This window comes from Micromonospora sp. NPDC001898, from assembly GCF_042891255.1.
Lineage (GTDB): Bacteria > Actinomycetota > Actinomycetes > Mycobacteriales > Micromonosporaceae > Micromonospora.
Genome location: NZ_JBIATC010000004.1, coordinates 165,847 through 184,220 on the forward strand (window position 1 = coordinate 165,847; position 18,374 = coordinate 184,220).

The 18,374-nt window shown below is 74.2% G+C and carries 14 protein-coding genes and 1 pseudogene; 9 read left to right on the plus strand and 6 right to left on the minus strand.

Annotated features, from left to right (window positions below; translation table 11 throughout):
* Positions 1-56: 56 nt before the first annotated feature.
* Positions 57-2,891, minus strand: a complete 2,835-nt coding sequence (locus ACFYZF_RS11305) for an AAA family ATPase (protein ID WP_387018516.1) — start codon at positions 2,889-2,891, stop codon at positions 57-59.
* Between the two features lie 1,588 nt (positions 2,892-4,479).
* Between ACFYZF_RS11305 and ACFYZF_RS11310 the strand changes: the two genes are divergently transcribed.
* Positions 4,480-5,862 carry an AMP-binding protein gene (locus ACFYZF_RS11310; RefSeq protein ID WP_387018519.1) on the plus strand — a complete coding sequence of 461 codons (1,383 nt, stop codon included), beginning with the start codon at positions 4,480-4,482 and terminating at the stop codon, positions 5,860-5,862.
* A 33-nt stretch (positions 5,863-5,895) separates the two neighbouring features.
* On the opposite strand, the gene ACFYZF_RS11315 is transcribed toward ACFYZF_RS11310, so the two are convergent.
* The gene (locus tag ACFYZF_RS11315; protein ID WP_387018521.1) at positions 5,896-6,330 is read right to left on the minus strand and encodes a cold-shock protein; all 435 of its coding nucleotides are present in this window, start codon (positions 6,328-6,330) and stop codon (positions 5,896-5,898) included.
* A 156-nt stretch (positions 6,331-6,486) separates the two neighbouring features.
* Here ACFYZF_RS11315 and ACFYZF_RS11320 point away from each other — a divergent pair, with 156 nt between their 5' ends.
* Complete coding sequence (locus ACFYZF_RS11320) at positions 6,487-7,149, plus strand: 4'-phosphopantetheinyl transferase (protein WP_387018524.1); 663 nt, start codon at positions 6,487-6,489, stop codon at positions 7,147-7,149.
* 21 nt (positions 7,150-7,170) lie between these two features.
* On the opposite strand, the gene ACFYZF_RS11325 is transcribed toward ACFYZF_RS11320, so the two are convergent.
* Positions 7,171-8,580 (minus strand): acyl-CoA synthetase, encoded by a 1,410-nt coding sequence (locus ACFYZF_RS11325; RefSeq protein WP_387018526.1) that lies wholly within the window; start codon positions 8,578-8,580, stop codon positions 7,171-7,173.
* Positions 8,581-8,842: 262 nt separating this feature from the next.
* Between ACFYZF_RS11325 and ACFYZF_RS11330 the strand changes: the two are divergent.
* From ACFYZF_RS11330 to ACFYZF_RS11345, 4 genes and pseudogenes are all read left to right on the plus strand, one after another.
* Positions 8,843-9,505 (plus strand): annotated as a pseudogene (locus tag ACFYZF_RS11330) (HAD-IA family hydrolase); the annotation flags it as partial.
* A gap of 263 nt (positions 9,506-9,768) precedes the next feature.
* Positions 9,769-10,716 (plus strand): ATP-binding cassette domain-containing protein, encoded by a 948-nt coding sequence (locus ACFYZF_RS11335; protein ID WP_387018528.1) that lies wholly within the window; start codon positions 9,769-9,771, stop codon positions 10,714-10,716.
* Positions 10,713-11,450, plus strand: coding sequence for an ABC transporter permease (locus ACFYZF_RS11340; protein WP_387018530.1), 738 nt, complete (start codon positions 10,713-10,715; stop codon positions 11,448-11,450). The genes ACFYZF_RS11335 and ACFYZF_RS11340 overlap by 4 nt, the downstream gene beginning before the upstream one ends.
* 300 nt (positions 11,451-11,750) lie before the next feature.
* The gene (locus ACFYZF_RS11345) at positions 11,751-12,062 is read left to right on the plus strand and encodes a DUF5988 family protein (protein WP_387018532.1); all 312 of its coding nucleotides are present in this window, start codon (positions 11,751-11,753) and stop codon (positions 12,060-12,062) included.
* Between the two features lie 87 nt (positions 12,063-12,149).
* On the opposite strand, the gene ACFYZF_RS11350 is transcribed toward ACFYZF_RS11345, so the two are convergent.
* Together ACFYZF_RS11350 and ACFYZF_RS11355 are read right to left on the minus strand one after the other, a co-directional pair.
* Complete coding sequence (locus ACFYZF_RS11350) at positions 12,150-14,405, minus strand: ATP-dependent RecD-like DNA helicase (protein WP_387018534.1); 2,256 nt, start codon at positions 14,403-14,405, stop codon at positions 12,150-12,152.
* Positions 14,406-14,434: 29 nt separating this feature from the next.
* Positions 14,435-14,950, minus strand: a complete 516-nt coding sequence (locus tag ACFYZF_RS11355; RefSeq protein ID WP_387018537.1) for a 2'-5' RNA ligase family protein — start codon at positions 14,948-14,950, stop codon at positions 14,435-14,437.
* 82 nt (positions 14,951-15,032) lie between these two features.
* Here ACFYZF_RS11355 and ACFYZF_RS11360 point away from each other — a divergent pair, with 82 nt between their 5' ends.
* On the plus strand, positions 15,033-15,542 hold the full coding sequence (locus ACFYZF_RS11360; RefSeq protein WP_387018540.1) for a DUF664 domain-containing protein: 510 nt from the start codon (positions 15,033-15,035) through the stop codon (positions 15,540-15,542).
* Positions 15,543-15,582: 40 nt separating this feature from the next.
* On the opposite strand, the gene ACFYZF_RS11365 is transcribed toward ACFYZF_RS11360, so the two are convergent.
* Entirely contained in the window at positions 15,583-16,632 is a 1,050-nt protein-coding gene (locus ACFYZF_RS11365) for an NAD(P)-dependent alcohol dehydrogenase (RefSeq protein WP_387018542.1), read from the minus strand.
* A gap of 184 nt (positions 16,633-16,816) precedes the next feature.
* Between ACFYZF_RS11365 and ACFYZF_RS11370 the strand changes: the two genes are divergently transcribed.
* Positions 16,817-17,275, plus strand: coding sequence for a hypothetical protein (locus ACFYZF_RS11370; protein ID WP_387018545.1), 459 nt, complete (start codon positions 16,817-16,819; stop codon positions 17,273-17,275).
* A 4-nt stretch (positions 17,276-17,279) separates the two neighbouring features.
* Positions 17,280-18,320: a polyprenyl synthetase family protein gene (locus tag ACFYZF_RS11375; protein WP_387018547.1), complete on the plus strand. Its 1,041-nt coding sequence runs from the start codon at positions 17,280-17,282 to the stop codon at positions 18,318-18,320.
* Positions 18,321-18,374 lie beyond the last annotated feature (54 nt).

Below are 18,374 nucleotides of genomic sequence, written 5' to 3' on the forward strand. Positions count from 1 at the left end.
CCACAAGAGAAACGGCAGGGGTCGGCGGGGGAGGAGAAGAGGAGACGGGCCGAGGGTTAGCACTCCGGGTCGCCCGGCAGCGACGGCGCGTCGCCGTGCCCCGTCGGGGCCGGGCCGGGGCGGCCCAGGCGCAGCCGGACGGCGAGGTCGCTGCGGGAGTTGACGTCGAGCTTGCGGTAGATCCGGGTCAGTCGCTGCTCGATGGTGCTGACCGTGAGGAAGAGCCGCTCGGCGATCTCCCGGTTGGTGTGGCCCCGGGCGGCCAGCGTGGCCACCCGCGACTCCGCGTCGCTGAGGCCGTCGACCACCATCGCCACGTCGGGGGCGGCCTCGCCGGACCCGGCGGCCCCGGTGGCGACGCTGGGCCGCAGCAACGGGATGCCGCACTCCTGGGCCAGGGTGTGGGCCGCGCGGATGGCGTTGCGCGCCTGCCGCAGGTCGCCGACCTCCTGGTAGACGTGGCCGAGGTCGACGAGGCTGTGGGCGAGTTCCGCCCGGTCCCCGCACTGGCGCAGCAGCCGGACGGCGGCGCGCAGGTGCTGGATCCGGTCCGGCCCTTCCCCCGTCGCGGCCAGGACTCGCAACGCGAACCCCCGGTACCGCACGTGCGTGGGCCGCAGCCGGGTGAGCTCCTCGCGGACCAGCTTCTCGGCCCGTTCGCGGCGGCCCATCCGCAGCAGCGCCCGGGCCGACTCGGTCCGCCAGGGTACGAGGGCGGGCAGGTCCAGCCGCCAGGACGTCATCAGCTGACCGCAGAGCTGGAAGTCGGCGAGGGCTGCCTCCGGGCTCCCCGTGGCCAGGGCGTACAGGCCGCGCGCGTGCAGGTAGTGCAGCCCGAACGGCGTCTCGAACATCGTCTGCGGCACCGGGACCTGGAGACACCCGGCTGCGGCGTCGAGTTCCCCCATGAGGGTGAGGACGCGCAGCCGGACGGCGAGCGGTACCCCGATCACCACGCCCCAGCCCTTGTGGGAGAGCTGGGTCAGCGCGGTGTCGGCGAGGTTCCGGGCCCGGCTCAGGTCACCGAGGCGCTCGGCGACCACCGCCTTCACGGCGGCGATCATCGCCGCCGGGGTGGGCTGCCGGTGCGCCGCCCGGGTGTCGCCCAGCTTCTCGGACCAGTCGCCGGCCAGCTCCAGCCGGTCGGCGTAGACCGTCGCGACGAGCGCGCAGACGGCGGTCCACATGTCGCGCTCGTCGTCGAGGCCGATGGTGGACAGCACCCGTTCGGCGTCCTCGACCACGCCGACGTCGCCCTGTTCGAGCACGGCGGTCAGCATGGTCACGCCGTGGAGCCGCCGCTTGACCTTGGCCAGGGTCAGCGGGTCCCGGACGGACGGCGAGGGCATCGGCCGGCTGGCCGCCACCCCGGGGTAGAGGGTGGCCAGCCACCCCTTGGTGATCACCAGTGCCGCGGCGGAGCTCGGGTCGGCGCTGTCGGCGCGTTCGCCGAGGTGGTGGACGAGCTCGACGGCCTTGTCGATCTGTCCGTGCCAGAGCAGGAACTGGATGGGGCCGGCGGCCTGCCGGCTGCTCAGGTGCCCCGCCCGAACTGCGGAGGCGACGCCGAGCAGGTGGGGTACCGCGGCCTGCGGGTCCAGCATCCACTCGGCCCGGGCGAGGGCCGAGCGGATGCGGGCCCGCAGGCAGGCGTCGGTGCAGTCGCGGTTGGCCCGCCGCAGGTAGCGCAGGGCGGTGCCGGCTTCGCCGTCGAGCAGCGCCTGCTCGCCGGCGTCCAGCAGGGTCTGGGCCATCCACGGCTCGCCCAGCTCCTCGGTCCTGACCAGATGGCGCGCGATGCGCTCCGGCGCGGTGCCGTCCTCGTATAGCAGGCAGGCGGTTTCCCGGTGCAGCCGGGCGCGTTCCTCGGCCGTCATCCCGTCGAGCACGGCCTGGACCACCGCCGGGTGTCGCAGTCCGTCCGTGGTGACCAGGCCGCCGCTGGTCGGCCCGTCGATCGCCCGCAGCGCCGACTCGGCGCGGACGTCGACGAGGTGGGACAGCAGGCTCCCGTGCAGCGGCTCCCCGGTCACCGCGAGCGCCCGGGCGGCCTTGAGCACCAGGTGCTCGCAGCGGTAGAGGCAGCTCAGCACGGCCTCCCGGAACGCCTCGCCCACGACTGGCCGGTCCGGGCGTTGCCCGGTGGCGGCGAGGTGGTCGTCGCTGAGCGCCCGCACCAGCAGCGGGTTGCCGGCGGTGATCTCGTGGCACTCGTCGGCGATGCGGCGGGCGGCGGGCGCGCCGAGCCGGGCGGCGAGGAGTTGGTACGTCCCGTCGGCGGTGAGCAGGGGCAGCCGGATGCGGTGCAGCCGCGCGGGTTGCAGCAGCTCGGCATACACCTCGGGATGCCACGGCCGGGTGCGGGGCGACTCGGTGAGCACGATCAGCACGGGGAGGCCGGCGATCCGCCGCGCCGCGTAGTCCAGACAGCGCAGTGAGGGTATGTCGGCGTGGTGGGCGTCGTCGACCGCGATGACCAGGGGTGCCCGGCCGGCCAGCTCCACCAGCGCGCTGCCGAGCGCGGCGGTGGTCAGGGCGGGGGCCTCCGGGTCCCGGTCGTCGGCGTCGCCCCAGGCGAGGGCGCCCCGGTCGATCAGCCGGCCGAGGCGGTCGCGGTCGCCGTCGCCCAGCGGCGCGGCCCGGACGAGCTGACGGATGACCTCCAGCGGGACGGTGCGCTCGGCGCGGGACGCGCCTGCGGCGAGGAAGCGGACGCGGGACCCGGCGACCTGCCGGGCGAACGCCTGTAGCAGCGTGGTCTTGCCCGCGCCGACGGGGCCCGTCAGGACGGTCAACGGCCGGTCGTCGGCGAGCCGGCCGGCCGGCCGGAGCCGGTCGGCGAGCCGGTGCTCCAGGAGGGCGAGCTGGCTGCTCCGTTCGGTCAACTCCATGGTCGTGGCCTCGGAAGGAGCGCGGGGTGCGCCGACACCGGGTGCGCCATCTTCCCAGGGCTGCCGAGGGGCCTGACGAAATCGGAGACCGGCAATTTTCGACCCATTCCCAGATAGGCGAATATAGACGGCCGTCTCATTTAGGGGACATGCCATCGATTAACTTGACTGTCTGGCGCCTCTGAATCGTGGCCCCACCAGCTTCATCGGCAATTTCCGCCCCCTCGGGGCATGTCCCCCCGCTATCGACCGCCGTGCATGGTGGAGTATGTCAGCCCCGGAATTGGGCGGCAAGCCGGAAGTTGTAAAGGATAGGCAAACATCGGTTCGGTGCCAACGGGGTGGCGCCTACCCTGCCGCACCCTCCGCAACGGAAAGTCGTCAGCCGATTTCATAACGTGATGCGGTTCGCGGAGTGGGCCGCTCGCGGGCGCTTTCGGCGCTTGCCGAAATTGGTGGGGGAGGTGTCGTGGCGTTCGGCAGCGGTGCCCGCGCCGCCGTCGCGGATCCTCGGGCGATGCGTCCGGCACCCCGCCCGTCGGGCATCGTGTCGGGCGCACGCGGCCCGCGCGAGCGGCGGCCCCGGAGTCCGCGTTTCGTGCCCAGGGTGGCCGGTCGCGGCCCGGGTCCGGTTGGCCCGTCCGCCGCCGGGCGGTCGCCGTGTGTGAAGAAGGCGCAGCTCAGGACCCCGATCGCGTGGCCCGGCACCGACGGGTCGGGCTGAAGGCTGGTGCGCGCCGGGCCGGGGTGTGCCGTCGGCGGACTCCGGCGCCGGGCCCCCGGGTGGGTGGGGTCGGCGGCGGACCGGCGGCGCACCCCGGGCCGGGCTTCCGGTGCGCCTCCCGGTTGCCGAGCGGTCGGCGTCCCGTCGGCAAAAGTTAAAAGAATTCGCCTTTCGCTGCTGTCGCGCCCGCCCTGAGGGCGGGCACCGGTCGCCGGCCGGTCCGCGTTCGAGGCCGTCGCTAACGGCGGATGAATCGGGAGGATCCGCATCGGCGGCATCGTCGCACTCTTGCCCGATTCGAACCTTTAACAGCGGATAGGCGAGATAGACGTTAATTAAGACATATGTGGCATCAATGGTTGTCCGTGCGCCGCGTCCGCGCGGTTGCCACAGTGGCGTTCGACGTATTCTATCGGCGGCTCGGCATCAATATCGTGAAGGCCGGCCTGAATCTGATCGCCATTCTACTGCAATGGTCGTCGCCAATTATCTCCACCCCGCACGGACCGGGCTTCCTCGAATGTGCGCCCCGGCGGAATGTGCCGTCGCCCCACAGCCGCCCCGTCGTCGCCCCACACACGCCCTGCCCCTGTCTTACCGTCGCACTCGGAGCCGGCGCGGATCGCGTCCTACCTGGCCCGTCGGCCCGTCACGCCCCGGCAGCCCGCCCGCCAGCAGCGCCGCGGGCCCGCGCGGCTAGGGGTTGTGCCAAGCGAATGGGCAGCCTAATTTCGGAGCACCCGTGCGGACGGCGGGGAAGGCCGGATATGGGGCTGCACGCACCCATGACGCGAAGGGTTCTGTGGCCGTGATGTCCCAGCCACTGCCGAGACTCCACCACGTCCCCGACAGGGGTTAACGGAGATGACACTGCTGCCGGCACTGTGCGGTCACGGTACCGACCGGGCCGACGCGGTCAGGGTCGCCGGGCGGACCCTCTCCAGCGAAGCGCTGCTCGGCTGCGTGAACGCGGTCGCCGACCGGATCCGGGGTGCCGGCGCGGTCGCCGTCGATGCGACCCCCAGCCTGGAGGCGGTGGTCGGGATGGTGGGCGCCGTACACGCGGGCGTGCCGCTGGTGCCCGTGCCGCCGGGCGCCGACGAGCGGGAGCGCGGTCGCATCCTGCGCGAGGCCGGGGTGACCGTGGTCCTCGGCCGGGACCGCCCCGGCAGCCTCGGCCTGCCGGCGGTTCCGGTCGACCTGCGGCAGCGATCCTGGACCCGGCAGCCCGAGCCGGAGCCGGGCGCCGACGCGGTGATCCTCTACACCGGAGGCACCAGCGGGCCGCCGCGCGGCGTGCGCATCTCCCGCCGGGCCATCGCCGTCGGCCTGGACCTGCTGGCCGACGCGTGGCGCTGGACCGGGGACGACGTCCTGGTCCAGGGCGCCCCGCTGTTCCGGGCGTACGGCCTGGTGGTCGGACTGCTCGGCGCGCTGAGGGTGGGCAGCCGCTTCGTCCACCTCGACCGGGAGGCCGTAGCCGGCCCGGCCGGCACCCTGTACCTGGCGGTGCCCGGGCAGTGGGCGAGGATCGCCCGGAACCGTCACTGGGCGCACACCCTCGCCGGCGCCCGACTCCTGGTCTCCGGGGACGCCCCGCTCGTACCCGCCGTGACCGAGCGCCTCCGGCTGCTCACCTCGCACTCGCTCCTCCAGGGCTACGGCACCACCGAGACCCTCATCGCGCTGGCCGGGCGGGTGGACGCCCCGCCGGCCGACGGCGCCGTCGGCGCGCCCCTGCCCGGGGTCCAGGCCCGCGTCCTGGGCCGGGACAACCTGCCGGTGCCCACCGACGGCGAATCGGTCGGCGAGCTGAGCATCCGGGGGCCGACGCTGTTCAGCGGATACGTCGACCGGCGCGGGCAGCGCACCGGCACCGACGGGTGGCACGCCACCGGCGACCTCGCGACCGTAACGGCGGACGGGTCACACCGGATCATCGGACAGCGCCGCACCGACGTCGTGCACGGTCCCGTCCGCGTGTACGCCGGCCAGGTCGAGGAGGTGCTGCTGAGTCATCCGGGGGTCCACGACGCAGCCGTGGTCGGTATCCCGCACCCGGCCCTGGGCGAGCAGGTCACCGCGTACGTCGTCGCCGCCGAGGGGCTCACCGCCCAGGTGCTCATCGACCACGTCGGGCGGTACCTGTCGGCCTGCCAGCGGCCCCGTCGGGTGCACTTCGTCGACGAGCTGCCGCGCAGCGTGCAGGGTCGGATCAGGAAGTCGCTGCTGATCGCCGCAGGCTGAACGCGCCCGCGCCCGAACCGGTGCGCCGGAGCGTCAGCCCTCCACCCAGCCGTGCCGTCGGGCCAGCGCCAGCATCCGGGCGCGTACCGCCACGATCTGCGCGCCCGTCAGGTCCGGCACGGAGGTCAGCAGGGCCTCCGTGGTCTCCGCGAAGAAGGCCCGCTCGGAGAGCACGTCGCACAGGCCCTCCTCGTCCTCCGCGCCCGCCGGGACCTCCCGGGCGCGCACGGCACCGGCCGTGGCGCTCCGATCGGCGCCGGGGGCGGGGCCGATCACCCGCACCGTGAGCGCCTTCGGGCCCCGGTCGCTCTCCACCGCCTCGTACTCCACCGGTACGCCGGGCACCATCGTCCACTTGTCGCCGTCGACGGTGTTCGCGTGGACGAACACGTCGTCACCGCCGTCGTCCGGGGCGATGAACCCGTAGCCCCGCACCTCGTCGAACCGCACCACTTTGCCTCTGAGCATCGCTTTCCCGCATCCGTCCGACCACTCCGCACGCTCCGGCCACCCGGGCCGGCACGCCACAGACTGGCAGGCGCCCCGGGCGGCGGGCACCCGTACTTTACCCCTATCGACCACCCGAGGGGCGGCGCGGCGACCCGGCGCACCTACCATCGGCGGGTGATCGAGCAGATCCTGCCCCCCTCCGTGGCCGTGGCCGAGTCCTTCGAGGATTCCGCCGGACTGACCCTGTTCCCCGAGGAGGAGGCGCTCGTCGCGAACTCGGTGCAGAAGCGGCGCCGGGAGTTCACCACCGTGCGGCACTGCGCCCGCCGGGCGCTCGCTGAGCTGGGCGTCGAGCCGGTGCCGATCGTCTCCGGCGCGCGCGGCGCCCCGATCTGGCCGGCCGGGATCGTCGGCAGCATGACCCACTGCGACGGCTACCGGGCGGCCGTCCTCGGCCGGGCGGCGGCGTTCGCCACCCTAGGGGTGGACGCGGAGCCGCACGCGCCGCTGCCCGAGGGGGTGCTCGACGCGATCGCCCTGCCGGCCGAGCGGACCCGCACGGCCGCGCTGGCCGCCGCCCGTCCCACGGTCTGCTGGGACCGCCTGCTGTTCAGCGCCAAGGAGTCGGTGTACAAGGCGTGGTTCCCGCTCACCGGCCGGTGGCTGGACTTCGCCGAGGCGGACATCGTCGTCGACCCGGCCGGGACCTTCGTGGCCGAGCTGCTGGTGCCCGGCCCGGTGCTGGGCGGCGTGCCGGTGACCGCCTTCACCGGCCGGTTCCTGGTGGGCCGGGGCCTGGTGCTCACCGCGATCAGCATCCCGACGCCCACCGCCTGAGCGGAGCCGACCGGCGGCCGGTCAGTCGGCCGTCAGCCTCGTCTTCTGCACCTTGCCCAGGGCGTTGCGGGGCAGCGCGTCGACGAACCGCACCTCGCGGGGGCGCTTGTGCGCGGACAGTTGGCGGGCCACGAAGTCGATCAGCTCGGGCCCGTCCACCCCGTCACCCACCACGTACGCCGTGACCTGTTGGCCCAGGTCCGGGTGCGGGGTGCCGACCACGGCGGCCTCCCGGACGCCGGGGTACGCCAGCAGGGCGTCCTCCACCTCACCCGCGCCGATCCGGTAGCCGCCGCTCTTGATCAGGTCGGTGGCGGCCCGGCCGACGATCCGGTGCCAGCCGTCCGGGTCGACGGTGGCCACGTCCCCGGTGCGGAACCAGCCGTCCGGGGTGCGGGTCGCCGCGTCGGCGTCCGGCCGGTTGAGGTACCCGTCGAAGAGGGTGGGCCCGCACACCTGGAGCTCGCCCATCGCCGCGCCGTCGGCGGGCAGCGCCGCGCCGTGCTCGTCGACCACCCGGGTACGCACGCCGGGCAGCGGCACGCCGACCGTTCCCGGCCGGCGGGGCCCGTCGGCGCGGGCGCTGACCGTGATCAGCGTTTCGGTCATCCCGTACCGTTCGACCACCCGGTGGCCGGTGAGCGTGGCGAGGTCGGCGAAGACCGTCGCCGGTAGGGCCGCGCTGCCCGAGACGAGCAGCCGCGCCGGGCGCAGCGCCCGCGCTGCGTCGGGGTCGGCGGCGATCCGGGACCACACGGTGGGCACGCCGAAGTAGACGGAGCCGGCCGCCGCCGCGTACCGGTCGGGTCGGGGGCGGCCGACGTGGTGCAGCCGGCTGCCCAGCCTCAGCGGCCCGAGCACGCCGAGCACGAGCCCGTGCACGTGGAACAGCGGCAGGCCGTGCACCAGCAGGTCGTCCGGGGTCCAGGACCAGGCGTCGGCGAGGCCGTCCAGGCAGGCGGCGACCGCCGCCCGGGAGATCACCGCGCCCTTCGGGGCCCCGGTCGTGCCGCTGGTGTAGAGGATCAGCGCGGTGCCGGCCGGGTCCGGCTCCGGGTGGACGGTGTCCGACCCGCGGGTCGGGTCGACCGGGACCACCGGCGGGCCGGCGCCGCCGACCGGCTGCGGGCCGTTCGCCGGGACGAGCAGCGCCGCCGCGCCCGAGTCGCGCAGGATGTGCTCGCGCTCCATCGGCCCGGCGTCCGGCGGCACCGGTACGACCGCCGCGCCGGCGGTCAACGCGCCCACCACCGCGACCACCGTCTCCAGGGTGGCGGTGGCCTCGACGGCCACCCGGTCGACGCCGCGCAGCTCGTCGGCGACCGCCGCGGCCCGGCGGCGCAGCTCGACCCAGGACACCGCCCGGTCGTCGACCCGGACCGCGCCCGGGCGCTCGTCGTCGGACTCTGCCAACCACCGCAACAACGTCATGCCCTGCGCCCCTCTCCAGCGGCTCGGATCCGGCGCCGCCCGGCGCGCCGGGAGTCGACGCCACGCCGGACCCTCGCCGGCCCGCCGGCCCGGCCGGGTCGCCGGTAGGGTTCGCGTGGGCGTCGACGGGTTGCGCGTCGTCGCCGGAGGCCCGGCACGGCGGTCCCGGGACGACCCGACCGTAGTCGGGGCGCCCCCGGCCCGGCCACCCCTACCGGCCGCCGCCCGCCGTGTCGTCGACGTCCCTCAGGAGGTGCCGCCGGTGACCGGTGAGACGGAAGACCGGCGGGACACGTCCGGCCAGGTCCGGGCGGTCGTGTTCGACCTCGACGGCGTGCTGGTGGACAGCCTGGCCGTGGCCCGGGAGGCGTTCGCCCTCGCGTACGCCGAGGTGGTCGGCGACGGGGTGGCGCCGGTCGGGGAGTACTGCCGGCACCCGGGCCGGTACCTGCCCGAGGTGCTGGCGCTGCTGGGTCTGCCGGCGGCGATGGCCGGCCCGTTCGTCCGGGAGAGCAACCGGCTGGCGCACCGGGTGACGCCGGTCGACGGGGTGGTCGAGCTGCTGGGCGTCCTGCGTGGGCGGGGGTTGGGCCTGGCCGTGGCCACCGGCCGCAGCGGGAAGCGGGCCCGGGACCTGCTCGGTGGGCTCGGCATGCTGCCGCTGGTCGACCACGTCGTCGGCGCGGACGAGGTGCCCCGGCCGAAGCCGGCCCCGGACATCGTGCGGCGGGCGCTGGAGCTCCTCGGGGTGCGCCCCGGCGAGGCGGTGCTGCTCGGCGACGCGCCCGCCGACCTGGTCAGCGCCCGGGCCGCGGGGGTGGTGGCGGTCGCCGCGTTGTGGGGTGAGTCGGACCGGGAGGTCCTGCTCGCCGCCGGCCCCGACGCCGTGCTGGCCCGCCCGGCGGATCTGCTGCCGCTCTGCCCGCCACCCGCTCCCGGGTCGCCCACCGCCGGCCCCGGCGCGGCGACGGGCACGCGCGGTGACCGGCGGGCACCCCTGTCGGGCCGGTCGGCCCCGGATGACACCCCGGTCCGTCAGCCGATGGGTTGATTCGTGATTCAGATCCCCGGATGATGTCCGGCGTCGGTCGCCGCCGCGTGGACCGATTCCGCGTACCGCAACACGCCGCGATCCCAGAGGGTCCTGCCCTCCCGACGGCAACCCGCACGTGACGGAGGACGACGCCAATGCCGGTCATCGAGGTGGAGCACCTGCACAAGCGGTACGGGGAGAAGGTGGCCGTCGACGACGTGTCCTTCACCGTCGAGCAGGGCGAGATCTTCGGCGTGCTCGGGCCGAACGGGGCGGGCAAGACGACCACCGTCGAGTGTGTGCAAGGGCTGCGCCGCGCCGACGGCGGCTCCGTGCGGGTGCTCGGACTGGATCCGATCCGGGACCGCACCGAGGTGCGCCAGCGCGTCGGCGCCCAGTTGCAGGAGAGTCAGCTCCCCGACAAGCTGCGGGTCCGCGAGGCGCTGGATCTCTACCGCTCCTTCTACCGCCAGAAGGCCGACATCGACGAGTTGCTCGCCGACCTGGGCCTGACCGAACAGCGCAACACCGCCTTCCACAAGCTCTCCGGTGGGCAGAAGCAGCGGCTCTCGGTGGCCCTGGCGCTGGTCGGGCGCCCCGAGGTGGCCATCCTCGACGAGCTGACCACCGGCCTGGACCCGCAAGGCCGGCGGGACACCTGGGACCTGGTCGAGCGGATCCGCGACCGGGGCGTCACCGTCGTGCTGGTCACCCACTTCATGGAGGAGGCGGAGCGGCTCTGCGACCGGCTGGCCATCATCGACACCGGCCGCATCGTAGCCATCGACACCCCCTCCGGCCTGCTGACCCGCGTCGGCACCGAGCACCGGGTGCACTTCCGCCCGCTCGACGGGCTGGACGACTCGTTGCTCGCCGCCCTGCCCGGGGTGACCGGGGTCAGCCGCAGCGGCGACGAGGTGACCGTGACCGGCCCGGAGGAGGTGCTCCAGTCGGTGCTCGCGGCGCTGACGGAGCACAAGGTCCGGTACGCCGCCCTCCGGGTCGAGCAGCCCACCCTGGACGACGCCTTCGTCTCGCTCACCGGTCGCCGCGCCGGTCGGGCCGCCGCCCCCCAGAAGCCGACCGACAAGAGGCCCTCGTGAACGCCCTGACCAAGCTCATCGCCGTCGAGATGAAGCTGTTCGTACGCGAACCGGTGTCGCTGTTCTTCGTCTTCGTGCTGCCGATCGGTCTGATGCTCGTCTTCGGGCTGCCCCAGCGGGGATCGTCCACCCAGGGCACCGGGCAGCACGGCGAGCTGACCTTCCTGCCGGCGCTCGCCCTGGCCCTCACCATCGGCATGCTGGCGTTGTTCACCCTGCCGATGGCGCTGGGCGTCTACCGCGAGCGGCGGGTGCTGCGCCGGCTCGCCACCACCCCGGTCCACCCGGGAATGCTGCTGGTCGCGCAGGTCGTGGTGAACCTGGTGATGGGGGTGGCCGGCGCGGTGGTCACCGCGATCGGCGTACGGTTCCTGCTCGACCAGTCGTCCCCGGCGAACATGCCCGGCTTCGTGCTGGCCTTCCTGCTCGGCGTGGCGTGCCTGTTCGCCATCGGCCTGCTCATCGCGGCGCTCGCGCCGTCGGCCCGGGCGGCGCAGTCCATCGGTCCGGCGCTGTTCTTCCCGCTGCTCTTCCTCGCCGGGGCCTGGCTGCCCCGCGACCAGATGCCGACGGTGCTGGCCCGCATCGCCGACTACTCCCCGCTGGGGGCCACCGTGGACACTCTCGCCGCCTCGTGGGCCGGCGACAGCCCGGCGCTGTCGCAGCTCCTCGTCCTGGCGGCCACCGCGGTGCTCGGATCCGTGCTGGCCACCCGCTTCTTCCGCTGGGAGTGACGAACGTCCGGCGGCTGCCGGAAGCGAAACGAGGGCCCTTCCCGCCCGGGTGGCGGGGAGGGCCCGTCCCGTCTGCGCCGACCCGAATGTCGCCGCGCCCCTAGGGGTTGTTAAGGGTGTTCGGCTATTGTGACCTGAATTACATTCAACCTGAACGAGGCCGGTCACCGGGGCGCGGGAGGGCGTTCTCCCGCCACCCGTTCCGTGTCCGCGGAACTGGGTGTCGCCCCCGCCGGTGACCCGCGCCGCACCGACGACTCACGCGTCCGGGGCGGAGCGACAAGCGACGGAGGTCGTGCGATGACAGATTCTTCCGAATCCGCCACCGTTGTCCGGACAGCGGACCGGATCGTCAACGATGACGACCGGAGCACCTGGTCGGCGCGGGCGCCGATCGGCGGGGACGCTGCCAGCATCATCGACGTGGTGTTGGAGGGCGGCCCGACCAATCTCCCCGCCGAGCAGCGCAGCCACCGGATCTCTCCGGCAGAGGACAAGATCAAGGTAAGCCACTACGGCGGGTACGAGCACTTCGAGCGGGACACCGTCAGGGTGACCGACGAGCTGCCCGTGGTCTTCCGCTGGACCGGCCGCACCAGGATCGCCGAGTAGTCGGAGGCGGCGTCGGGCGGTCGTCGGCGCCACGCGCACCGGTGGCGCCGGCGGCGGCCCGGCCGCCGCCCCCGGCCGTGCCCCGGCTCAGGCCCGGTCGGGGGCGAGCCGGTGGGTGAGCGCGGTGTGCCGCCGGCCGGTGCCCGCGGTACGCACCGCGATGGCGAGCGCCTTGCGCGACCCGGCCAGCACCACCAGCTTCCGGGCCCGGGTGACCGCGGTGTAGAGCAGATTCCGTTGCAACATCGTGTACGCGCTCATGGTCACCGGCACCACCACCGCGGGATACTCGCTGCCCTGCGACCGGTGCACCGTGATGGCGTACGCGTGCTGCAACTCGTCGAGCTCGTGGAACTCGTAGCCCACGTCCTCGTCCTCGTCGGTGCGTACGGTCAGCGTCTGGTCGTCCAGGTCCAGGGCGGTGACCACCCCCACCGTGCCGTTGAACACCCCGGCGGCGCCCTTGTCGTAGTTGTTGCGGACCTGGATCACCTTGTCGCCGATCCGGAACACCCGGCCGCCGTGCCGCCGCTCCGGGGCGCCGTCGCGGTGCGGGGCGATCGCCTGCTGCAACAGGGTGTTCAGGTTGCCGGCGCCGGCCGGGCCGCGCAGCATCGGGGTGAGCACCTGCACGTCGCGGGGGCGCAGGCCGAACCGGCCCGGGATCCGCCGGGCCACGATGTCGACCACCTGCTCGGCGGTGACCTCCGGTTCGTCGCTGGGGAACAGGAAGAAGTCGGGGTGCTCACCGAACACCGGGGCCTGGCCGGCGTTGATCCGGTGCGCGTTGGCCACCACCCCGGACTCCTGCGCCTGCCGGAAGATGCGGGTGAGGCGGACCCGGGGCACGGTGTCGGCGGCCAGCACGTCGCGCAGCACCTCGCCGGCGCCGACCGAGGGCAACTGGTCGACGTCGCCGACGAGCAGCAGGTGCGCGCCGGGCGGAACCGCCTTGACCAGCTTGTTGGCGAGGATCAGGTCGAGCATGGACGCCTCGTCGACCACCATCAGGTCGGCGTCGATCGGGTTGCCCCGGTCGAAGGTGGCGTCCCCGCCGGGGCGGAGCTGGAGCAGCCGGTGCACGGTGGTGGCCGGGTGGCCGGTCAGCTCGGTGAGCCGCTTCGCCGCCCGGCCGGTGGGCGCGGCCAGCACGATCTTCGCCTTCTTCGCCGCGGCCAGCTCGATGATCGACCGCACGGTGAACGACTTGCCGCAGCCGGGACCGCCGGTCAGCACGGCCACCCGGGAGGTCAGCGCCAGCCGTACCGCCTGCTCCTGTTCCGTCGCCAGCTCGGCCCCCGTGCGGGCCCGCAGCCAGGCCAGTGCCCTGGGCCAGTCCACGTCGGCGAAGGCCGGCATCCGGTCCACCGGTTCGCGCAGCAGCCGGACCAGGCTCGCCGCGAGGGCCGACTCGGCCCGGTGGAACGGCACCAGGTAGACCGCCGGGATGACGGCGCCCTCGTTACTGCGGTTCGGCACCGCCTCGCGGACCACGCCGTCCTCGGTGGCCACCAGGTCGGCCAGGCCGGCGGCGACCAGTTCCGCCGGCACCTCCAGGATCGCGGCGGCGTCGGCGACCAGGTTCGGCTCGGGCAGGTAGCAGTGTCCGCCGTCGGCGGCCTCGGAGAGGGTGTAACGGATGCCGGCGCGTACCCGTTGAGGGCTGTCGTGCGGGATGCCCACGGCCTTGGCGATGCTGTCGGCCGTCCGGAACCCGATGCCCCACACGTCGGCGGCCAGCCGGTACGGGTCGTCGCGCACCACCGCGATCGACGAGTCGCCGTACTGCTTGAAGATGCGCACGGCGTGCGAGGTGGAGACGCCGACGCCCTGGAGGAAGATCATCACCTCCTTGATGGCCTTCTGCTCCTGCCACGCCGCGCCGATCGCCGCGGTGCGCTTCCTGCCGAGGCCGTGCACCTCGACCAACCGGCCGGGTTCCTCCTCGATGACCCGCAGGGTGTCCACGCCGAAGGCGGCCACGATCCGGGCCGCCATCTTCGGGCCGATCCCCTTGATCAGTCCCGAGCCCAGGTAGCGCTCGATGCCCTGCACCGTCGCGGGCAGCACGGTGGTGCAGTGCTGCACCTCGAACTGCCGCCCGTAGCGCGGGTGCGAACCCCACCGGCCGACCAGCCGCAGCCGCTCCCCGGGCTGCGCGCCGGGCAGCGGGCCGACGACGGTGAGCAGGTCGTCGCCGGAGCGGTCGGTGGCGACCCGGGCGATGGTGTACCCGGTCTCCTCGTTGGTGTAGGTGACGCGTTCCAGCACCGCCTCGAGCACGCTGCCCCGCACCGGGGTGGCCGCGGTGTCGGCGGTCGGCGCGGACGGGTTGGCGGACATCGTGACGATGATGGCAGACGTCGCGCCGGTCAGGGCAGCGGCCGGCAGACGCCCCGGGCGTGGTCGGTGACCGCCGCGCCGACCACGGTCGCCTCCAGCGGCAGCATCTCCAGGCAGCGCCGCACCGCGGCGGCCATCAGGGCGTTGGGTACCCGCATGGACAGCGTGCAGTGCGGCACCCAGAGCCCCGGCCGGTAGTGTTCGGCCAGCCCGACGCCGGCGTCGGCGAGCCGGCCGTGCACGAGCGCGTGGTGGGCCAGCAGCTCGGCGTTGGGGGCCGGCCCGAGCCACAGCACCCGCCCGACGAACTGCCCGGCGTGCTGGAACGTCAGCCGCAGCGGCGCCGCCACCACCGTGCCGGCGAGGGCCGCGGCGACCTGCTCCGGGTCCAGCCGTGGGGCCACCGCCAGCGACACGTGCGGCCGGTGCCGCCGCTCCAGCAGGGAACGCATGCTCTGCACCCCCTCGGACTCCAGCGCGTCCCACAGCACCCGGATGCGCCGGGTGGCGTCGGTGTCCAGATACAGCTCCAGTGCCGCGACCACGCCGATCACCCTAGGGCCCGAAGTTTGCCGGCCCGCTGACGCGGTACTGCGTCGGGGTGGGCCCAACGTGGAGGAGGACCGGGTGGACGTGAGTGATGTGTTGTCCGAGGCCTACGGCCGGCTGCCCGGACTGGTCCGTGGCGCCGTCGATGGCCTGTCGTCGGAGCAACTGCGCCGGGCGCCGGCGACCGGCGCGAACCCGGTGGGCTGGCTGGTGTGGCACCTGACCCGGATCCAGGACCACCACGTCGCCGACCTGCTCGACGCGGAGCAGGTGTGGGTCACCGGGGGCTGGGCGGGCCGGTTCGGGCTGCCCGCCGACCCGGACGACGTCGGCTTCGGGCACACCCCGGAGCAGGTCGCCACCGTCCGGCCGGAAAACGCCCAGGCGCTGCTCGACTACTTCGACGCGGTCGCCGAGCGGACCCGGGGGCTCCTCGCCGGGCTGCGTCCGGCGGACCTGGACCGGGTGGTCGACGAGGCGTGGGATCCGCCGGTGACCCTCGGGGTCCGGCTGGTCAGCGTCGTCGAGGACGACCTCCAGCACGTCGGCCAGGCCGCGTACGTGCGCGGCCTGCTCGGGGCGGACTGACCGGGCGGGGCCGCGCGTCGCGGCGCGGCCCCGCCGCCGGTCACGGCACGATGACGGCGCGGCCCTCCAGGGACCCGTCCTGCATCTGCCGGTACGCGTCGACGGCGTCGTCCAGCCCGAACGTGGTGACCTTCGGCTTGATCAGCCCGCGCGCGCCGAGGTCGAGCACCTCGATCAGCTCGGGCCGGCTGCCCCAGTAGGTGGTCTGGATGCTGACCTCGTAGGGCACGGAGAAGAACGAGACCGGCAGTGTGCCGCCGCCGATCCCGACGATGGTGAGGTCCCCGACGGTGCGGGCGGCTGCCGCGCCGAGCGCCAACGTGGCGTCCGCGCCGACGAAGTCCAGGACCACGTCCGCGCCCCGGCCGCCAGGGGTGGCCTTCCTGATCTCCTCGGCGGTCCGGTCGCCGGAGCGCAGCGTCAGGTCGGCCCCGTACTCCTCGGCGAGCTTCAGCGCGTCGGCGCGGGTGTCCACCGCGATCACCCGGGCCGCCGTGGTGGCCTTGAGGATCTGCACGCCGACGTGCCCGAGTCCGCCGACGCCGATCACCACGGCGGTGCTGCCCGGCGGCAGCTTGTGCCACGACCGCCGGATGGCGTGGTACGGGGTGAGGCCGGCGTCGGTCAGCGGCGCCGCCTCCACCGGGTCGAGACCGTCGGGCAGCGGCACGACGTGCCGGGCGTCCGGGACCAGCTCGTACTCGGCCATGCCGCCGTCGAGGCCGAGCCCGCCGCCCCCGCCCGGCACGGGCGCCCCGGCCGGGTTCTCGCAGTACGGGTCCACGCCGACCCGGCAGCGGGCGCAGGTGCCGCAGCCCCACGGGCCGTAGACGGCCACCGGCTGGCCGACCTCCAGGCCGGTCACCCCGGCGCCGAGGGCGTGCACCCAGCCCGCGTTCTCGTGGCCGAGGGTGAACGGCGGGTTCCAGGGGACCGCTCCGGCCTCGAAATCGTGCATCAGGTGCAGGTCGGAGTGGCAGGCGCCGGCACCGCCGATCTTCACCACCGCCTGGCCCGGGCCCGGCGTGGGCTCGGGCACCTCGACCAGTTCGGGTTCGGACTTCCACCTCGGCAACCGCAGCGCGCGCATCCGTGTCTCCCGTTTCTCCGCGTCGGGCATCTCCCCGGTGACCTGCCCTTTCGTGGCCTGAACAAACGGGCGGCGGCCACGGGGCCGCCGCCCGTCCGGCGGGTCGGCATCCTTACAGTCCGCCGCCTGGCCTCCTCTTCGGTGCGAGACTCCGGCTCAGGCAAACGTCGGTGGAGGAGAAGCCATGTCAGACCCGAATGCGCAGGCCAGAGGCTCCGACGAGCGCTTCGACCGGGTCGGTGAGACCCTCTCGGAGGCGGTGACGCGGGCGGCGTCCGTGCTGGAGGAGGAGCTGGCCGGGGGCGTCGACAGCGCCCGGCGGCTCACCGAGCGGCTCACCGCGGACCGCCGGGTCGACCCGGCGGCGTTCGACGAGGTGGTGGGGCGGGTCCGCAAGGACACCCACGCCCTGATCGACATGGTGGTCGGCCAGCTTCCCGCCCCGGCCTCCGGCGACGACCTCACCCGCCGGTACGCGGCGGACGCCCACGACGCGCTGGACAGCCTCCTCGACCTCGCCCGGCTCACCCCCGAGTTCGCCAACGGGCTGCTCGACCGGGTCTCCGCCGGCACCCGCCGGGCCGAGGGGGACCCGGTGGACGCCCCCGGCGCCGAGCCGGGCGCGTCCACCGACGGCCGCTGAGCCGGTGACCGCCACCGTGACCGACGGCCCGGTTGACACGCTGCTCGCGCGCTACCGGGCCCGCACCATGGCCACCCTGCTGGCCGAACTGCCCACCGGCGGCCCCCGGTATCTGTACGACCTGGTGGCCGACTACCCCGGCCGGTCGGGCAAGGGGCTGCGGGCGGCGCTGTGCGTGGCGACCTGCCGCGCGTTCGGCGGCACCGACGACGACACCGTGCTGAACGTCGCCGCCACCGTCGAGCTGTTCCACAACGCCTTCCTCATCCACGACGACATCCAGGACGGCAGCGAGCAGCGTCGGGGCGCCCCCACCCTGTCGGCCCGCTACGGGGTTCCGGTGGCGCTGAACGTCGGCAACATGACGAACCTGCTCGCCCTGGAGCGGCTGCTGGCCAACCGGGACCTCCTCGGCTCCGGCACGACCTGGGAGCTGGTCGAGCAGACCCGGTTGATGCTGCGCCACTCCCTGGAGGGGCAGGCCATCGAGGTCGGCTGGATCCGGGACAACGCCTGCGACCTCACCGCGGACGACTACTACCGGATGTGCCTGAAGAAGACCTCCTGGTACACGTGCGTGTATCCGTGCCGCACCGGCATCCTGGCCATCGGCGACGGCCGGCCCGGGATGGACCGGCTGGACCGGTACGGCTGGTTCCTCGGCGCGGCCTTCCAGATCCAGGACGACGTGCTCAACCTCGTCGGTGACTACGCCCGATACGGCAAGGAGATCTCCGGCGACCTGTGGGAGGGCAAGCGGACGCTGATCCTGATCGACTTCCTCGACCGGTGCACCCCGGCCGAGCGGGAGCGGACGGTGCGCTTCCTCGGCGCCGCCCGCTCCGCGCGGACCGCCGCGGAGGTGCGCTGGCTGCACCGCCGGCTGCTCGCGTACGACAGCGTGGTGGCGGCCCAGGGACAGGCCCGGGACCTGGCCGACGCCGCGCGCACAGAGGCCGCGGCGGCGCTGGGCGAGCGGGCGGACTCCGAGGACGGCCGGTTCCTGCTCGCCCTCGCCGACTATGTCGTCGACCGGTCCCGGTGAGCCGCAGGCGGTCGGCCGGCGCGGCGGCGCCGCTCCGGTTGCCGATCCGGCCGG

What these genes read in the sequence shown, in the direction of transcription:
- ACFYZF_RS11305 (WP_387018516.1), bottom strand. Translation starts at nt 2,891, where the DNA reads ATGGAGTTGACCGAACGGAGCAGCCAGCTCGCCCTCCTGGAGCACCGG.
- ACFYZF_RS11310 (WP_387018519.1), top strand. Translation starts at nt 4,480, where the DNA reads ATGACACTGCTGCCGGCACTGTGCGGTCACGGTACCGACCGGGCCGAC.
- ACFYZF_RS11315 (WP_387018521.1), bottom strand. Translation starts at nt 6,330, where the DNA reads ATGCTCAGAGGCAAAGTGGTGCGGTTCGACGAGGTGCGGGGCTACGGG.
- ACFYZF_RS11325 (WP_387018526.1), bottom strand. Translation starts at nt 8,580, where the DNA reads ATGACGTTGTTGCGGTGGTTGGCAGAGTCCGACGACGAGCGCCCGGGC.
- ACFYZF_RS11335 (WP_387018528.1), top strand. Translation starts at nt 9,769, where the DNA reads ATGCCGGTCATCGAGGTGGAGCACCTGCACAAGCGGTACGGGGAGAAG.
- ACFYZF_RS11345 (WP_387018532.1), top strand. Translation starts at nt 11,751, where the DNA reads ATGACAGATTCTTCCGAATCCGCCACCGTTGTCCGGACAGCGGACCGG.
- ACFYZF_RS11350 (WP_387018534.1), bottom strand. Translation starts at nt 14,405, where the DNA reads ATGTCCGCCAACCCGTCCGCGCCGACCGCCGACACCGCGGCCACCCCG.
- ACFYZF_RS11365 (WP_387018542.1), bottom strand. Translation starts at nt 16,632, where the DNA reads ATGCGCGCGCTGCGGTTGCCGAGGTGGAAGTCCGAACCCGAACTGGTC.
- ACFYZF_RS11370 (WP_387018545.1), top strand. Translation starts at nt 16,817, where the DNA reads ATGTCAGACCCGAATGCGCAGGCCAGAGGCTCCGACGAGCGCTTCGAC.